Origin of the sequence: Capnocytophaga leadbetteri (genome assembly GCF_003054025.1) — a bacterium.
Taxonomy (GTDB): domain Bacteria; phylum Bacteroidota; class Bacteroidia; order Flavobacteriales; family Flavobacteriaceae; genus Capnocytophaga; species Capnocytophaga leadbetteri.
Genome location: NZ_QBKG01000005.1, coordinates 83,658 through 98,816, shown reverse-complemented (window position 1 = coordinate 98,816; position 15,159 = coordinate 83,658). Strand labels below are relative to the sequence as shown.

At 39.4% G+C, this 15,159-nt stretch carries 12 protein-coding genes and 1 pseudogene; 3 read left to right on the top strand and 10 right to left on the bottom strand.

Going from position 1 to position 15,159, the window contains the following annotated elements:
• Positions 1–2: 2 nt before the first annotated feature.
• The 4 genes from C8P65_RS06245 to alaS all read right to left on the bottom strand — a co-directional run bounded on the left by C8P65_RS06245 (position 3) and on the right by alaS (position 5,254).
• Positions 3–338 (bottom strand): 2Fe-2S iron-sulfur cluster-binding family protein, encoded by a 336-nt coding sequence (locus tag C8P65_RS06245; protein ID WP_107782069.1) that lies wholly within the window; start codon positions 336–338, stop codon positions 3–5.
• Positions 338–1,438, bottom strand: coding sequence for a sugar-binding protein (locus tag C8P65_RS06240; RefSeq protein WP_107782068.1), 1,101 nt, complete (start codon positions 1,436–1,438; stop codon positions 338–340). Before C8P65_RS06240 ends, C8P65_RS06245 begins: the two co-directional genes overlap by 1 nt.
• A 40-nt stretch (positions 1,439–1,478) precedes the next feature.
• Positions 1,479–2,540: an NAD(P)/FAD-dependent oxidoreductase gene (locus C8P65_RS06235; protein ID WP_107782067.1), complete on the bottom strand. Its 1,062-nt coding sequence runs from the start codon at positions 2,538–2,540 to the stop codon at positions 1,479–1,481.
• Positions 2,541–2,617: 77 nt separating this feature from the next.
• Positions 2,618–5,254, bottom strand: coding sequence for an alanine--tRNA ligase (gene alaS / locus C8P65_RS06230; RefSeq protein ID WP_107782066.1), 2,637 nt, complete (start codon positions 5,252–5,254; stop codon positions 2,618–2,620).
• Positions 5,255–5,514: 260 nt separating this feature from the next.
• Here alaS and C8P65_RS06225 point away from each other — a divergent pair, with 260 nt between their 5' ends.
• Both C8P65_RS06225 and C8P65_RS06220 read left to right on the top strand, forming a co-directional pair.
• Positions 5,515–6,873: an ankyrin repeat domain-containing protein gene (locus C8P65_RS06225; protein ID WP_107782065.1), complete on the top strand. Its 1,359-nt coding sequence runs from the start codon at positions 5,515–5,517 to the stop codon at positions 6,871–6,873.
• An 8-nt stretch (positions 6,874–6,881) separates the two neighbouring features.
• Positions 6,882–7,370, top strand: coding sequence for a DUF2271 domain-containing protein (locus C8P65_RS06220; protein ID WP_107782064.1), 489 nt, complete (start codon positions 6,882–6,884; stop codon positions 7,368–7,370).
• On the opposite strand, the gene C8P65_RS06215 is transcribed toward C8P65_RS06220, so the two are convergent.
• From C8P65_RS06215 to C8P65_RS06200, 4 genes and pseudogenes are all read right to left on the bottom strand, one after another.
• Complete coding sequence (locus C8P65_RS06215) at positions 7,367–8,788, bottom strand: CCA tRNA nucleotidyltransferase (RefSeq protein ID WP_107782063.1); 1,422 nt, start codon at positions 8,786–8,788, stop codon at positions 7,367–7,369. The two genes, C8P65_RS06220 and C8P65_RS06215, sit on opposite strands and share 4 nt — an antisense overlap.
• Positions 8,788–9,579 (bottom strand): 3-deoxy-8-phosphooctulonate synthase, encoded by a 792-nt coding sequence (gene kdsA, locus C8P65_RS06210; RefSeq protein WP_107782062.1) that lies wholly within the window; start codon positions 9,577–9,579, stop codon positions 8,788–8,790. The genes C8P65_RS06215 and kdsA overlap by 1 nt, the downstream gene beginning before the upstream one ends.
• Positions 9,580–9,693: 114 nt before the next feature.
• Positions 9,694–10,272: pseudogene (locus C8P65_RS06205) on the bottom strand (MarC family protein); the annotation flags it as partial.
• 43 nt (positions 10,273–10,315) lie between these two features.
• Positions 10,316–12,988, bottom strand: coding sequence for a cytochrome c biogenesis protein (locus C8P65_RS06200; RefSeq protein WP_107782118.1), 2,673 nt, complete (start codon positions 12,986–12,988; stop codon positions 10,316–10,318).
• A 195-nt stretch (positions 12,989–13,183) separates the two neighbouring features.
• Here C8P65_RS06200 and C8P65_RS06195 point away from each other — a divergent pair, with 195 nt between their 5' ends.
• Positions 13,184–13,480, top strand: coding sequence for a thioredoxin family protein (locus C8P65_RS06195; RefSeq protein ID WP_009388993.1), 297 nt, complete (start codon positions 13,184–13,186; stop codon positions 13,478–13,480).
• 4 nt (positions 13,481–13,484) lie between these two features.
• Here the strand turns inward: C8P65_RS06195 and C8P65_RS06190 are convergent, their stop codons facing one another.
• Together C8P65_RS06190 and C8P65_RS06185 are read right to left on the bottom strand one after the other, a co-directional pair.
• The gene (locus C8P65_RS06190; RefSeq protein WP_107782060.1) at positions 13,485–14,534 is read right to left on the bottom strand and encodes a DUF3810 domain-containing protein; all 1,050 of its coding nucleotides are present in this window, start codon (positions 14,532–14,534) and stop codon (positions 13,485–13,487) included.
• A gap of 15 nt (positions 14,535–14,549) precedes the next feature.
• Positions 14,550–15,158: a DUF2911 domain-containing protein gene (locus C8P65_RS06185; protein WP_211305889.1), complete on the bottom strand. Its 609-nt coding sequence runs from the start codon at positions 15,156–15,158 to the stop codon at positions 14,550–14,552.
• Position 15,159: the final 1 nt, after the last annotated feature.

The following is a 15,159-nucleotide window of genomic DNA, read 5'->3' as shown; positions in this document are numbered from 1 at the left end:
TTTTAACTGAAAGGTGCTAATATCACTTCGAGCCCATCGAGTTCTGGAGTTATAGGTATTTGACAACCCAATCGGCTGTTGGGTTTTACGTGGAAAGCTTCAGAAAGCATAGCTTGTTCTTCTTCCCCCATTTCGGGCAGCGTTACCGCCTCTTCATTCTGCACATAGCACTGACAAGAGGCACACATAGCCATACCCCCACATACGCCTATCTCGCCGTCTTGGGCAATCTCGTAGGCGCGCATTACCTCCATTAAGGTCATATTCATATCAGTAGGGGCTTCTATTTCATATAGAAGCCCCTCTCTGTCGGTTATTTTTAGATGTATATCACTCATTATTTGAAATATTCTATTTTGCGGATACGTGCACAGATAGGTTTGCCGTTTTCGTACATTAGCACTTGCGTCCAATTACCCATATTGTCGAATGAATAACGGTATTTATAATCGAATTCGGGAGTAGTATAGGTTGTTAGTAGGTTGTGCTCGTCGAATACTTTGGTTGAGGCGACAGAGGTACGAGTCTTTACTACTTGCGTTTCGCCCGACTTGTTAAACATATAATTTGTTTCTACATAGAAGTTAGGGTCGTCATTAGCCGTGCAAATGCTCTGTATAAGTTGCCCCGCTTTGTTGTATTTATAGGTACAAACGGTTTCTTGTTTAGCTTCGTTTAAGAAAGTAGCTTTAGAAAGTCGTCCCTCTTTATCGTATTCGTTTTGTGTTTTTAAGAATACGTTTTTCTCTAATACTTTATCTTCAGTAGCAGCTACTTTGTTTATATTATTATAGGTATACGATTTTTCGCGGGTGTATTCGGGGCGTATTTTCTTCTCTAAAATGAGGTTTTTCTCTTCGTAGCGCTGAATGTCTTTTTCTAAAGCAGATACACTCGCCACTTTGTTTTTCTCTATACAGTTGCCCCAATCGTCATACTTATAGGTGATAGTAATGAGCCAAGTATCGCCGTCATACTCGTCTATTTTTACCAACTGATTTTTCTCATTGTAAAAATATTTGCGGTCTACCGTAAACTCGCCATCACCAGTTGTAAATACTGATTGACTTCTGTTAATACGTCCGTTTTTGTCATAGAAAAAGCGCATTCCACCAAAAGGCTGGTCTTCAGCATTGTAAGTTATTATCTCTAAATTCTTGCCCGAATTATCGAAGATATAGGCTATATTAGTTTTAGAAGATTTTGTTGCGTCTTTTTCAAGCCCCCACTCTTCGGCATAGGGAAAAACATTGTAGTTCTTACCATCGAATTTCTTTTCGCCTTTAGGGTCGGGTTCTAATAAAAAAGAGAAGTCTTCTACTTTTTTTATTTTCCCTTTCATTAGCAGTGTTTTGCTGCTAAGGGTGTCTATTTGTGCTTGTAGCGAAGCAGAAAATGCTAAAAAGATACTTGCTAATAGTACATTTATACTCTTCATTTTTATTTTTATTTTTAGTAGTCTCTTTGAATTTAGAAAATTAATCAATTGATTTTATTACCGCTTTTTCAGCCTCTTTGCGAGTGCCGTCGAAGCCATCAATACCCACTACTGTAGTGTATTTGAGTACATACTTTTTGTTGGGATAGATGCGGTTATAGACACTTTGACACATTAGAGTAGCTTCGTGAAAGCCACAAAGTATGAGTTTTAGCTTGCCAGGGTAGGTATTTACGTCGCCTATAGCATATACCCCCTCTATGCAAGTTTGATAATCTAAGGCATTATTCACTTTTACTGCATTCTTTTCTATCTCAACCCCCCAAGTAGCTATAGGGCCTAATTTAGGGGTAAGCCCGAAAAGAGGAATAAAAGCATCGGCAATAAGTTCCTCTTTATTGCCCCCCTCTTGCTCTAATACTACCTTTTCTAATTGGTTTTCTCCTACGAGCCCTACCACTTCGTAAGGCGTTTTGAGATTGATTTTGCCTGCAGCTTTTAGCGCTTTTACCTTTTCTACCGAATCTAAAGCCCCTCTAAACTCATTGCGCCTATGCACTAAGGTAACTGAGGCGGTATTTACTTTTTCGGCTAAATAGATACTCCAATCGAGAGCTGAGTCGCCACCCCCTGCTATTACTACGTGTTTGCCTGCATAACTTTCGGGATTCTTTACAAAATAAGCAACCCCTTTGCCCTCGTATTGCGCTATATTTTCAAGCTCAGGCTTGCGAGGCTCGAAAGTACCTAATCCGCCAGCAATAGCTACAGCCTTGCCTTTGACTTGCGTACCAGCATCGGTGGTAACAATGAAAGTGCCATCATCATTCTTAGTGAGGGTCATAGCAGTTTCGCCTAAGGTAAATTCGGGCTGATACTGCTTAATTTGCTCCATTAGGTTGTCTACCAACTCAAGAGCCCCTACGCTGGGGTAACCAGGAATGTCGAAAATAGGCTTTTTAGGGTACAGCTCTGTCAGCTGTCCGCCTACTTGGGGTAGGGTGTCAATAAGGTGACACTTCAAGCGCAGCAATCCTGCCTCGAAAACTGCAAAAAGTCCTGTGGGGCCTGCCCCTATGATGATGATGTCTGTCTCTTTCATTATTAAATGATTTTGTGCAAAGGTACAAAATAATTATTAATTAGCAAATTTACCCATTAGCGAATTTGTTCTAACAACTACCCCCTAACGAGCGTCTGTGCTTTTTCGAGGGCTTCGGCTATGCCTTCGGGGTTTTTACCGCCCGCTGTAGCAAAGAAAGGCTGTCCGCCGCCGCCGCCGTGTATGTATTTGCCTAACTCTCTTACTATTTTGCCGGCATCTAACCCTTTGGCTTGGGCAAGCTCTTTGCCGATATAGCACAATAATAAGGCTTTGCCTTCGTATGCTGAACCGAATAAGATAAACGGATTTTCTACCTCATTGCCTAACTGAAAAGCAAGGTCTTTGAGGGTAGCTGTATCTAAATCGAGTTGTTTGATAAGGCATTGCACCCCATTGATAGGAGCAAATTCGTTTTTCAGAGATACTTTTAGGTTCTTAGCTTGCTCTTTCTTCAGTAACTCTAACTCTTTTTGCAGTTGGACATTCTCTTCTTGTAGGTGTACGATGGCTTTGATAGGGTCTTGTGCGTTTTTGAGGGTAGATTTGATGTTATCAACTAACTTTTCTTGCTCTGCAAAGTACTTCATAGCCCCTCCAGAAGTGATGGCTTCTATCCTACGAATACCAGCTGCAACGGCTCCTTCTGAAAGGATTTTGAAGAACCATATATCACCAGTATTTTTTACGTGAGTCCCTCCACAAAGCTCTCTACTGTCGCCGAATTGTATCATTCGCACGTGGTCGCCATATTTTTCGCCAAATAGCGCCATAGCCCCCGCTTCTATCGCTTGTTGTATAGGTATATTGCGGTGCTCTTGTAATGGTATCTTTTCCCAAATACGTCTGTTTACTATGCGTTCTACTTCGCTTAATTCTTCATCAGTCATTTTAGCAAAGTGAGAGAAGTCGAAACGAAGGGTTTCTGGCGATACGCGAGACCCTTTCTGCTCTACGTGCGTACCCAATACCTCGCGCAAGGCTTGGTGCAATAGGTGGGTAGCACTGTGGTTAGCCTCTGCCATTTGGCGAGCTATAGAGTGAACTTCAGCCTTAAATGGGTCGGTTAGGTTTTCGGGCAAGTGCTCTGCTATGTGTATGATAAGGTTGTTCTCCTTTTTAGTGTCTAATATGTACACCAACTCGCCATTAGCCGACTGTAGCGTACCTTTGTCGCCTACTTGTCCGCCTCCTTCAGCATAGAAAGGAGTGGTATTGAACACCAATTGGTAGTGAGTGCCGTCTTTTTGGCTCTCCACTTTGCGGTATTTCACAAGGCGTACCACAGCCTCTAAGGTATCGTAGCCGATAAATTCTTCTTCTTCGTCATCGCGAAGGACAACCCAGTCGCCTGCTTTTACTTGGGCAGCTGCACGTGAACGCTCTTTTTGCTTTTGTAGGTTCTCTTCAAAGCCTGCCTCGTCTAAAGTCAATCCTTTTTCAGAAAGTATAAGAGCAGTTAAATCTTTAGGGAAACCGTAAGTGTCGTATAACTCAAAAGCTTTGCTACCTGACAATTGCTTATTGGTAGTGTTTTGTATCATCACATCGAGCATTAGCAATCCTTGTTCGAGTGTGCGCAAGAAAGAGTTTTCCTCTTCTTTTATCACATTCATAATGATAAATGCCTGTTTTTCTAATTCGGGGAAAGTGCTGCCCATTTGTTTGGTGAGCGTTTCTACCAGCTTATAGATAAAAGGTTCTTTTTGGTTTAAGAAAGTGAAACCATAGCGGATAGCACGACGCAAAATACGGCGTATTACATAACCAGCTCCGTTATTAGAAGGCAACTGCCCGTCGGCTATGGCAAAAGCCACCGCCCTGATATGGTCTGAAATTACGCGAATGGCAATATTTATCTGCTCTTGTTCGGCACTTACATTGCTGCCGCTATAGTATTTGCTTTTGGTTATCTCTTCTACTTTTTGAATTAGCGGAGTAAAAACATCGGTGTCGTAGTTAGATTGCTTTTTCTGCAATACCATACAGAGGCGCTCGAAGCCCATACCTGTATCGACGTTTTTAGAAGGGAGTTTCTCGAGGCTGCCATCGGCTTTGCGGTTGAACTCCATAAATACGTTGTTCCAAATCTCAATCACTTGAGGGTGGTCATTATTGACCAAGTTGCGCCCTGCTATTTTGACTTTTTCTTCATCAGAACGAATATCTACGTGTATTTCGGTACAAGGGCCACAAGGACCTTGATCGCCCATTTCCCAGAAGTTATCTTTCTTATTTCCGAGTAAAATATGGTCTTCAGCGATACGTTCTTTCCATATATCGTAGGCTTCTTGGTCGAAAGGCACGCCCTCTTCCTCGCTACCTTCAAATACCGTTACGTATAGGTGTTCTTTTGGTATTTTATATACTTCAGTCAGCAGTTCCCACGCCCAGCTAATGGCTTCTTTTTTGAAGTAGTCGCCAAAAGACCAGTTGCCGAGCATCTCGAACATCGTATGGTGATAGGTATCGCGCCCTACCTCTTCGAGGTCGTTGTGCTTGCCCGATACGCGCAAACATTTTTGAGTATCTACCACACGTGTTTGTTTAGGTTTAGCATTGCCGAGGAAAAACTCTTTAAACTGGTTCATACCCGCGTTAGTGAACATCAGGGTAGGGTCGTTTTTAATAACCATAGGAGCAGAAGGTACGATAGTATGCCCTTTGCTCTCAAAGAATTTTAGGAATTGCTGTCTTATTTCTTGTGAAGTCATATATTTTCAATTAACAATAAAATAATATTGAGGCTGCAAAAGTAGTAATTTTATACGTAACAAGCAAAAAGTTATAGTTTTTTATTAAATGGTTGAGTTCAGTTTTTCTTCGTTTATCCTTCGCTTATCCTTCGCTCATTGTTCGCTCATCGTTCGGTGTAGGTATATCTGAAGTAAAGGGAAAATAAATTGTCGATGGATATTTATTATTTGTTATTAATTTGTATCTTTGCCGCGATTAATTCTAAATAACGGTTTTTATGAGAAAACTTTTTATAGGATGCCTTGTGTTTATGGGGCTTACTATGAGGGCACAGACGAATGTCTTGCTGACCGAAGCGTATTGGAAGCAAAAGCCTTCGGTAGCACAAGTGCAACAAGCGATAGCTGAGGGTAATAGTCCGACAGCTTTTAACGCTCGTGCTTTTGATGCTACTTCTATGGCAATACTTAATGCTGCTCCTTATGAAACTATTACTTATCTTATTGATTTAGAGGGGAATGGTGTAAATAAAATCACTCACGATAAGCGTACTTATCTGCATTGGGCTGCTTTTCAGAATAATCAGCCTGTGATGAAATACCTTATCAGTAAAGGGGCTGATGTAAACCGTCGCGACTCTCGTCAGTTTACTCCTATACTTTTTGCTGCCGTAGGGGGACAGGCAGATAAGGAGCTTTATGAATTACAGCTGAAAAGTGGAGCGAACCTAAAAGAAACCAATTCTGATGGTGCAAATTTGTTGTTGATGCTCATTCCTCACCTAAAAGACCTCAAACAAGCTGATTATTTCATTAAAAAAGGGCTGAAACTCACTTCTACAGACACAAATGGGAATAATGCTATCTATTATGCTGCTACAATGGGCAATAAAAGTATAATAGAAGCTCTGATAAAGAAGAAAATAAACCCTAAAAATGTAAATAAGAAGGGTGAGAATGCGTTTTTTGCAGCTGCCAGAGGTTTTAGACGTACTGCTAATAAACGTGATTTCTTTGAATATTTAGAACAATTGGGGGTAAAACCTAATCAGGTGAATAGTGATGGTATAACACCACTTTATATAGTGGCAGGTAAAAATCGCGATACAGAGGTACTCTCTTATCTTTTGGAAAAAGGTAATGACCCTGCTCAAGCTAATAATGAAGGTAGAACGCCTCTTATGAATGCAGCTGCCCTCAATACCTCTGAAATAGCAGCGCTCTTGCTTGATGCTGCGAATAATATTAACGTTCGAAGCAAAGAAGGGTATACGGCTCTGCAATTGGCTTTTGAAAATAATAGTTTGCCTATGGTAGACCTACTGATAAGCAAAGGGGCTGATATACAGATGGTTGATAACGAGGGTAATACGCTTTATCACACAGCTGTAAAAAGAGGTAAATTAGAATTTTTAGAAAAATTGAGTGCTTATCCACTCGATATAAATAAGAAGAATAATGAGGGGCTTTCTCCGTTGCAAAAAGCTGTTATGATAGCTAAGAATGTGGAAGTGATAAACTTTTTACTTAGCAAAGGGGCAGACAAAAACGTTCTTACTGATTTAGGTGAGACACTATATGAATTAGCCAAAGAAAACGAAGCCCTTAAAGGAATAAATGTTGAATTTTTAAAATAGTAATTTAGATGAAAAAGAAATACTTAATAACTGCTTTAGTAGCTGTAGTGGCTTTGTTCACAGCCTCATTTGTACAACAGACAACGTCTAAAAAATACAAATGCTTAATACAACTTACTAATTATAAAGGAGATGGAGCTTATATTGTAGCTTCGCTGATAAATCCTCAAGGGAAATACGAACAGACCTTACAGGTGCTTGGTGATGACCCTGAGTGGTATAGTGAACTAACTGAATGGTGGAAGTTTTATGGCAAGCGGCAAACTATTGATGGTATCACAGGAGCTACGATTAGTGGGGGAGAGCGCGCTGTAAGAGTGATTACTATAGAAGATAGTAAGCTGAATAAAGGTTATAAAATACGCTTTGAAACAGCAGTAGAAGATAATAAATATTACACTCAGGATGCTGAAGTAGAGCTTAAAACAGAAAATCTTAACACGAAGATAAATGGTAAAGGCTACATACGATATGTAAGAATAATGGCGAATGATTAATCATTCGCCATTATTAATTTCATATTTTTAGCTTTTTCCATCATAAATGCCTTAGCAGCTTGGTATTCATTAGGTATTTTGCCTTCTAATATGGCTTCTTTGATAGCTTCTTTTAGAACGCCTACTGGTTGTGAAGGGGGTAATCCGAAAGTTTGCATTATTTCTTCTCCAGAAATAGGAGGTTGGAAGTTGCGAATGTGGTCTTTTTCTTCTACTTCTACTACTTTTTGACGCACTATTTGGAAATTATCGTGATATTTTTTAAACTTTTTAGAGTTTTTAGTAGTGATGTCGGCTTCGCAGAGTGTCATTAAGTCTTCAAATTCTTCTCCTGCATCAAAAACTAAACGCCTTACAGCTGAATCTGTAACGATGTCTTCAGCTATAACGATAGGGCGCGAACTCATCTTTACTATTTTCTGTACATACTTCATTTTGTCATTTAGTGGCATACGTAGCTTTTTGAAAAGGTGGTATACCATCTTACTGCCTATAAATTCGTGTCCGTGAAATGTCCAGCCTATTTTCTTGTCAAAGCGTTTGGTAGGAGCTTTGCCTATGTCGTGTAGTAGTGCAGCCCAACGCAACCATAAGTTATCGGTATGCTCTGCTATATTATCTACCACTTCCAAAGTATGCCAAAAATTATCCTTATGCTTTTGTCCGTCTTGCTCTTGTACTCCTTGTAGAGCGATAAGCTCAGGCAGTATATAGTGCAATAATCCGGTTTCGTATAAGAGTTTTAGTCCGATAGAGGGTTTAGCAGCTAATAATATCTTATGTAGTTCATCTACTATGCGCTCGTTAGAGATGATTTGTAGTCGCTCTTTGTTTTTGCTAATAGCATTAAGTGAAGTATCTTCTATCTGAAAGTTTAGTTGTGTAGCAAATCTGATAGCACGCATCATACGAAGAGGGTCGTCTGAGTAGGTGATATCTGGGTCTAAAGGAGTACGAATGAGCCTTCTTTCTAAGTCGCCTAACCCGTCAAACGGATCTATCAACTCGCCGAAAGTATCTTTATTGAGCGAAAAAGCCATAGCGTTAATGGTAAAGTCACGCCTATTTTGGTCATCTTGTAGTGTCCCACTCTCTACATAAGGTTTGCGCGAATTAGACTCATAGCTTTCACGTCTTGCCCCTACAAACTCAATATCTAAACCATCTGCTTTTATCATAGCGGTACCAAAGTTCTTAAACACCGATACTTTGGGGCTATTAGGCAATTGCTCAGCTACTTTTTCAGCTAATGAAATACCACTGCCGATAGAGACGATGTCAATGTCTTTAGGCAATTTCTTTTGCAGTAAGAAATCTCGGACAAAGCCACCAATTACATAGCTTTCCAATGCCATTTGGCTGGAAATAGTACTTATTAGAGAGAAAATAGGGTTAGAGAGCGCGTTAGAATAATTCATTAGAATTCGTTGATAGTTTTGCGAATGGCAACCAATCGCGTTAAAAGTCCTTCAAGTAGGTCGAGGTGTAGCATATTAGCCCCATCGCTTAGAGCATTAGCAGGGTCGAAATGGGTTTCTATAAATAGTCCATCAGCATTGTTTACGATAGCAGCTCGAGCTATAGTTTCAATCATATCAGGTCTGCCTCCTGTTACTCCTGTCTGTTGGTTAGGCTGTTGTAAAGAGTGAGTTACATCCATTATTACAGGGGCGAACTGCCGCATCGTAGGGATACCCCTAAAATCAACAATTAGGTCTTGGTAACCAAACATTGTTCCTCTATCGGTGATGAGGGCTTTTTTGTTGCCACTATCGAAAACCTTTTGTACCGCAAACTGCATACTTTCAGGACTCATAAACTGTCCTTTTTTTAGGTTTACTACCTTGCCTGTTTCGGCGGCCGCTACTACTAAGTCAGTTTGGCGTACTAAGAAAGCCGGTATCTGTAGTACATCTACATATTCGGCAGCAAGGGTAGCATCACTTACTTGGTGAATGTCGGTAACAGTAGGCACACCAAAAGTTTGTCCTACCTTTTGCAATATTTTTAGTGCTTTCTCATCACCTATGCCTGTAAATGAATCAATCCTACTTCTGTTAGCTTTTTTAAAACTTCCTTTGAAAGTATAAGGAATATTCAGTTTATGAGTGATAGTAACAATGCGTTCGGCTATTTTCATAGCCATTTCCTCTCCTTCTATAGCGCAAGGACCTGCTAAGAGGAAAAAATTATCTTCTTTGTTTAGCATTTTGTTTTAGATATTAGGGTTATAAAAGTACTCGTTATGAGTTTGTTTGTTGTCATTAGGGTCAGTGTTGGGTGTTGTTGTTTTTTGCTCGTTATGTACGGGTGTTTCGGTAGTAAATAACATTGTTTTGATATTGGTAGTAAATAGATTGACAGCTATGGCTAATAGTATCACTCCAAAGAAGTTGTGAACAACAGTAGTACCCTGTTTGCCCAAAGATTTCTCTATTCGTTCTGATGATTTCAGTACCACATATACGATTATAATATTGATAATAATAGCCATAATAATATTTTCAACTTCATATTTAGCTCTGAGTGACAATACTGTAGTAAGAGAGCCAGCCCCCGCTACTATAGGGAAAGCAAGAGGAATAATAGAGGCAGATTCAGGGGTAGTACCTTTGTATAAGGTGATACCCAAAATCATTTCTAAGGCTAAGAAAAACAAGATGAAAGATCCTGCAACAGCAAAGGCTTCAACCGTTACACCGAATAGATTTAGCAATTGCTTGCCTATAAATAAGAAAAGTACTAATAAGACGCCTGCCACAATAGCGGTTTTTTCGGATTGTATGCGTCCTGCTTTCTTACGTAGATTGATGATAATAGGTACACTCCCGATAATATCAATTACCGCAAATAGTACCATAGTAGCAGAGACTATCTCCACGATGTCAAAATGTAGATTCATAAAAAATTAAAATTTGCCGCAAAGGTAAAAAACAATTGGCAATTTAGCAAATTAGCTTTGCTCTCCAAGCCGAAATACCTCCTAATAGACATACCCCTCCTACAGCATAATATACAAAGTCAGGGGTAATGATTTGTTCGCCCGAAGCATAACTATGCATGCCGCTGAGGTAAAAATTCACTCCAAAATAGGTCATCAGTATACTGAAGTAAGCTATTACACTGGCAAAGTTAAATACCCAACGGTGTTGCATTTTCGGTATTAGCCGTAGGTGAATCACTAAGCCATATATCATTATGCTGATAAGTGCCCATGTTTCTTTAGGATCCCACCCCCAGTAGCGTCCCCAGCTCTCATTTGCCCACATTGCACCTAAAAAATTGCCAATGGTTAGCATTACCAATCCTACGGTTAGTGATAGTTCATTTACTATGGTTAGCTCTTCTTGTATAGCATTGAGTTTGGCGGTATTCTTTCGAGTAGTTATTATCATCAGACTTAAATTGATGATACCCAATATTATACCCAGTGTGAAAGGACCATAGCTACCCACTATTATTGCTACGTGTAACATCAGCCAATAACTATTTAGTACAGGCTGTAGAGTGCCGATGGCAGGATCCATCCAATTCCAATGGGCAATCATCAGAATCATAGCTGTTACGAAAGCAGTAGCGGCTACCGTTAGGGGTGACCGTCTTGTGAATACTAAACCAGCCCCCATAGCCGACCACCCTACATATATCATACTCTCATAAGCATCGCTGAAAGGGGCGTGCCCCGATATGTACCAGCGGGCTATCAGTCCCAGTGTGTGTGCGATGAAGAAAATCCACAAGATGAAAATACCTATTTTAGTAAATAGATTGAAAATGCGATGCTGAATGAAAATCTGTAGTAATAACACTATAAAGAGCAGTGTACCTACATATAAATATCCTTGAAAAAGCTGCTCAAAGATGTTTATCTTATTATACCATAGTTCTACCGCCACTTTTGTAGGCGAAGGCAATACCTTTGCTGAATAAAACTTTTGCTGCAAACGTATGTTGTCTAATACTTTTTCAGCACGACTGTAGTCCCCAGTGTTTATACCTTCGCGTACTAAGATAAGATAAGCAGGCAGTGCATTTTTGACAAATTGTTTATACTGTGTGTCACTTATCAAAAGAGTGTCGCGTACATAGTCTAAGTGCGAAATCCAACGGTGGTTATCAGAGAGGGGTAGGGGGAATATTTTAAAAATATCACCATATAATGCTCTGTTTAGTAAGCTAATACGTTGGTCTACTTCTTTAAAATCTTTCTGAAATTGGTTAGGGTTATTGGTGTTATATATGTCGTTTAGTAAGGGGGCGAGTTTATATTGCCCTTTAGCGTCAAATAGGTTATTTGGTTGAATCCATTTGCGCCCTTCTGCTACATTCAGAAAGCGATGCAGACTATCATTGGCTTTTTTTACATATATAATCTCTTCTTGCATCCACGCTTGCGGGCTTAACAACATAGAAAGCAGTGCTTGGTCGGCATTCATCCCTTTGTAAGTATCGTGTTTGCTCAATTTTCTGAGCAGTTCAGACGAAAAAGTGTTGATAGGCTTAAACCTACCATCATCTTGAATAAGCAAAGCCCCAAATTTGGCTGCGTGTGCCTTGTCGGGTACCGGTAACTCATTTTGTGCAGAGGCTACTGCACTATATAATAATAGCAGCAATACTGCGAGACTACGTTTTTGCTGAAGAGTGCGCAACTGTTGATTGAGTCTTTTAAACCTTGATTTTCCTACCCACATAAAAGCTAATAGTCCTCCAAAAAGTAGTATATAGCCTGTATAAGTAACAAGTGTACCCCAGAAATCGTGATTTACTGATAAGATAGTGCCTTTTTCATCTGGGTGAAATGACGATTGAAATAGGCGATAACCCTTGTAGTTGAGTATGTGGTTCATATAAATATCTTCGTCAAAGGTCTCATCTTTGCTGCTTATAGTCACTTTGCTTTTGAAAGACGAATAACTATTTTCAGTACCTGGGTATTTCTCGGCTATAAAGTCATCTAGTTTGATACTGAAAGGCATTGCCACATAGATACTCCCATAGCTTAGATGAAAGTCCAATTGGTTGAGTTTTACCGTTATGGGTGGATGTACCATCCCTTTGCGCCCCATAATAGTTACTTGTTGCCGCTCACCTCCTGATGATATTTCCAATGTTAGGGCATTCATTCCTTGGGTTGGTGCTGAAAAACTAATGTATTTTATCTCAAAAGGTTTCCCTTTGAAATCAGAAGTCCAGTGGTAATGATTTTGCGTGTGTACTGAGAAGAGCACTTCCTTTTGTTGCTTTTTTCGCAGCGGTTGTCCTTCAAATATACCATCTACCATTGCTGTGATATAAGTGCGGTCTGACAGATAAGAGTCAGTAGTTTCGCTTTCGCGTAATGATAGAGTACCTTCATCGCTAATATAACGAGTAATTCCAGCTCCTATGATGATAAAAATCCACGCTAAATGGAGCACAAGCACTGCCCAATTTTGTTTTTTTAACAACTGAAAACGCTTGATATTTCCTATAAAATTGATGACAAAAAGCAGCGTAATAGTTTCAAACCACCAAGTGTTGTACACCCAAATACGTGCTGCTTCCATATCGTAGCTATTTTCTATGAAAGTGCCTGCAGCCATAGCGATAGCATAACCTATGAAAAGCACTGCCATCAACTTAGTAGAATAAATAAAAGAAAATATTTTTCGTATCATAGCAAGGGCAAAGGTACAAAACTATTAATAATTAGCAATTAAAAAATAACTAATAAATAGCTAAATAATCGGCAAAATACTAATTTTCAGCAAAAAAGTTTGTATTTCAAAAAATAGTTGTACATTTGTGCGATTATTATTACTAAAAAGAAAATGGAAAAATTTGGAGATATCATCAATGTGAATACCCCTGTACTTATTTGTTTTTACTCTGAAGGGATAGAAAACTCATTGCGTATGGACAGCGAATTGCGCGAAGTATCAGCTGCACTCAAAGACCGCGTAAAGGTAGTAAAAGTAGAGATAAATAGGAATAAGGAACTTAGTAAAGCATTAAAAATAAGCACTTTGCCTACAGTTATTATCTTCAATAACTTTAGCCTTATTTGGCGTGGAGAGGGCTTCAGAGATAGTAAAGAACTACTAATGGAGCTTAACAAATTCTTGTAGTTTGTTATTTATCATTAATGATAAGCCCCACTACTAAATCATAGCTATCAATGCCAGCACTTTGTTTGTTGGCTTTCAGAAAAACATCATAGCTGGACTTGAATACAGGTTCAGCTTTATTTTTATATTGTTGCCAGAAAAGGCGTACTTCTTTGTAATTTTCCAAAATGCCTTTGCGTACTTGCACGTAATAATTGTCGTATTTTTCAGGAGAAACTTTTGCAACTTCTGATAGTAGATAACGCAAAGCAAAAAGAGCAGCACTATATCTGAAATAAGGATTTTCTATCTTCTTAGCTGCCAAATATCCTAAATAATTAGCTTCTTCTTCAGCAGCATAACCCATTTGGTGGGCTACCTCGTGGCAAGCTGTCACAGGGATAGCATAACCTACCATTTTACGGTTTACTTGTGCCTCGTTAGTAAAAGGATTTAGGTAGCCACTATAGCCCATATAAGTAAGTAACTTGCTGTATAATGATGATTTCACACTCTTGATAGCGTGAAAATCGGTGATACCATTTTTTTCTAGAGGATAGGCTTCGTGAGCGATACGGTAAATTTCATCGTGGGTGAAAGGTAAGGTTACCTTAGTACTATCATTGAGGGCTAATTGTTGGTGCAATCCATTGGCACGAACTATAGCTTCCTCTGTAGCCTTATACAGCTGAGCTTCAGTGTAAGTAGTACTGATACCAAGCCGCTCCGATAAGGGCATTCTAAAGTAGTTGAAACCCCATAAGATAAAGAAAGCCAATGCAATACGAATGATTTTGCTAACTACTTTATCAAGAGTCCAAAGCGGTTTTTTCCATAGTTTGCTAAAATGCTTCATACTACCAATAATGATACTCACAAAGAAAAGTGTATAGAGCACATCACCCATAGAAAAGGGCACCCATCCAAAGGCTAAATGTAGTAGTTTAGCGATAAAAGGATAGATACCTTCACTATAAAACCACTCAGTAAAGGTAGGAAAGTATCTAAAAATGAACCAAAATGCTATAAGAATAGCAAAAATACTGTATTTGCGAACTATTTTCTTTCTTTCCATAACCTAAAAACCTTATTATTTAGCGTCTTTACCCTCTAAATCACGCTCGTATTGCTTTACTTCTTTCAGTTGTTCTACTATTTTTTCAATAATTTCTTTCTTGTCTATCTCAATAGGTATCTCTACTTTGGTGTATTCCCAGCGGATAACCAAGTTGAGCTTCTCATTAGAGAGGGTCTCAAACGAAAATTCAAGTGATTCTTGCAAATCTTTAGTTTGTGTAACCGGAACAGTAAATTCTATAGCATTTTCATTAGGGTCATAGCTGTAAGCGCCCCACGCATTAGCATCGTAGTTAAGCATAATTGTCCATTGGTGGGCTTCAGGTATTGCAAAGATAGCATAATCACCTTTTTTTACAGGCTTTCCTCCAAATTTTACTGGCTGTAAGAAAGAAATACTAGTAGCCTGATTAGCACCCAATCGCCATACTTTGCCAAAGGGTACTAACTCCCCAAATATTTTACGTCCTCGCACACTTGGGCGACCATAATCTACAGTAATCTGGCTTACCGAAAACTGTTGTGTAATCACTTGGCGCGGACTCGCCATAGGGTAACTAAAATTTTGTCCGTATGAGGCTAAGCTTAAGCAAAAACCTACTGCTATAAGTATCTTTATCATA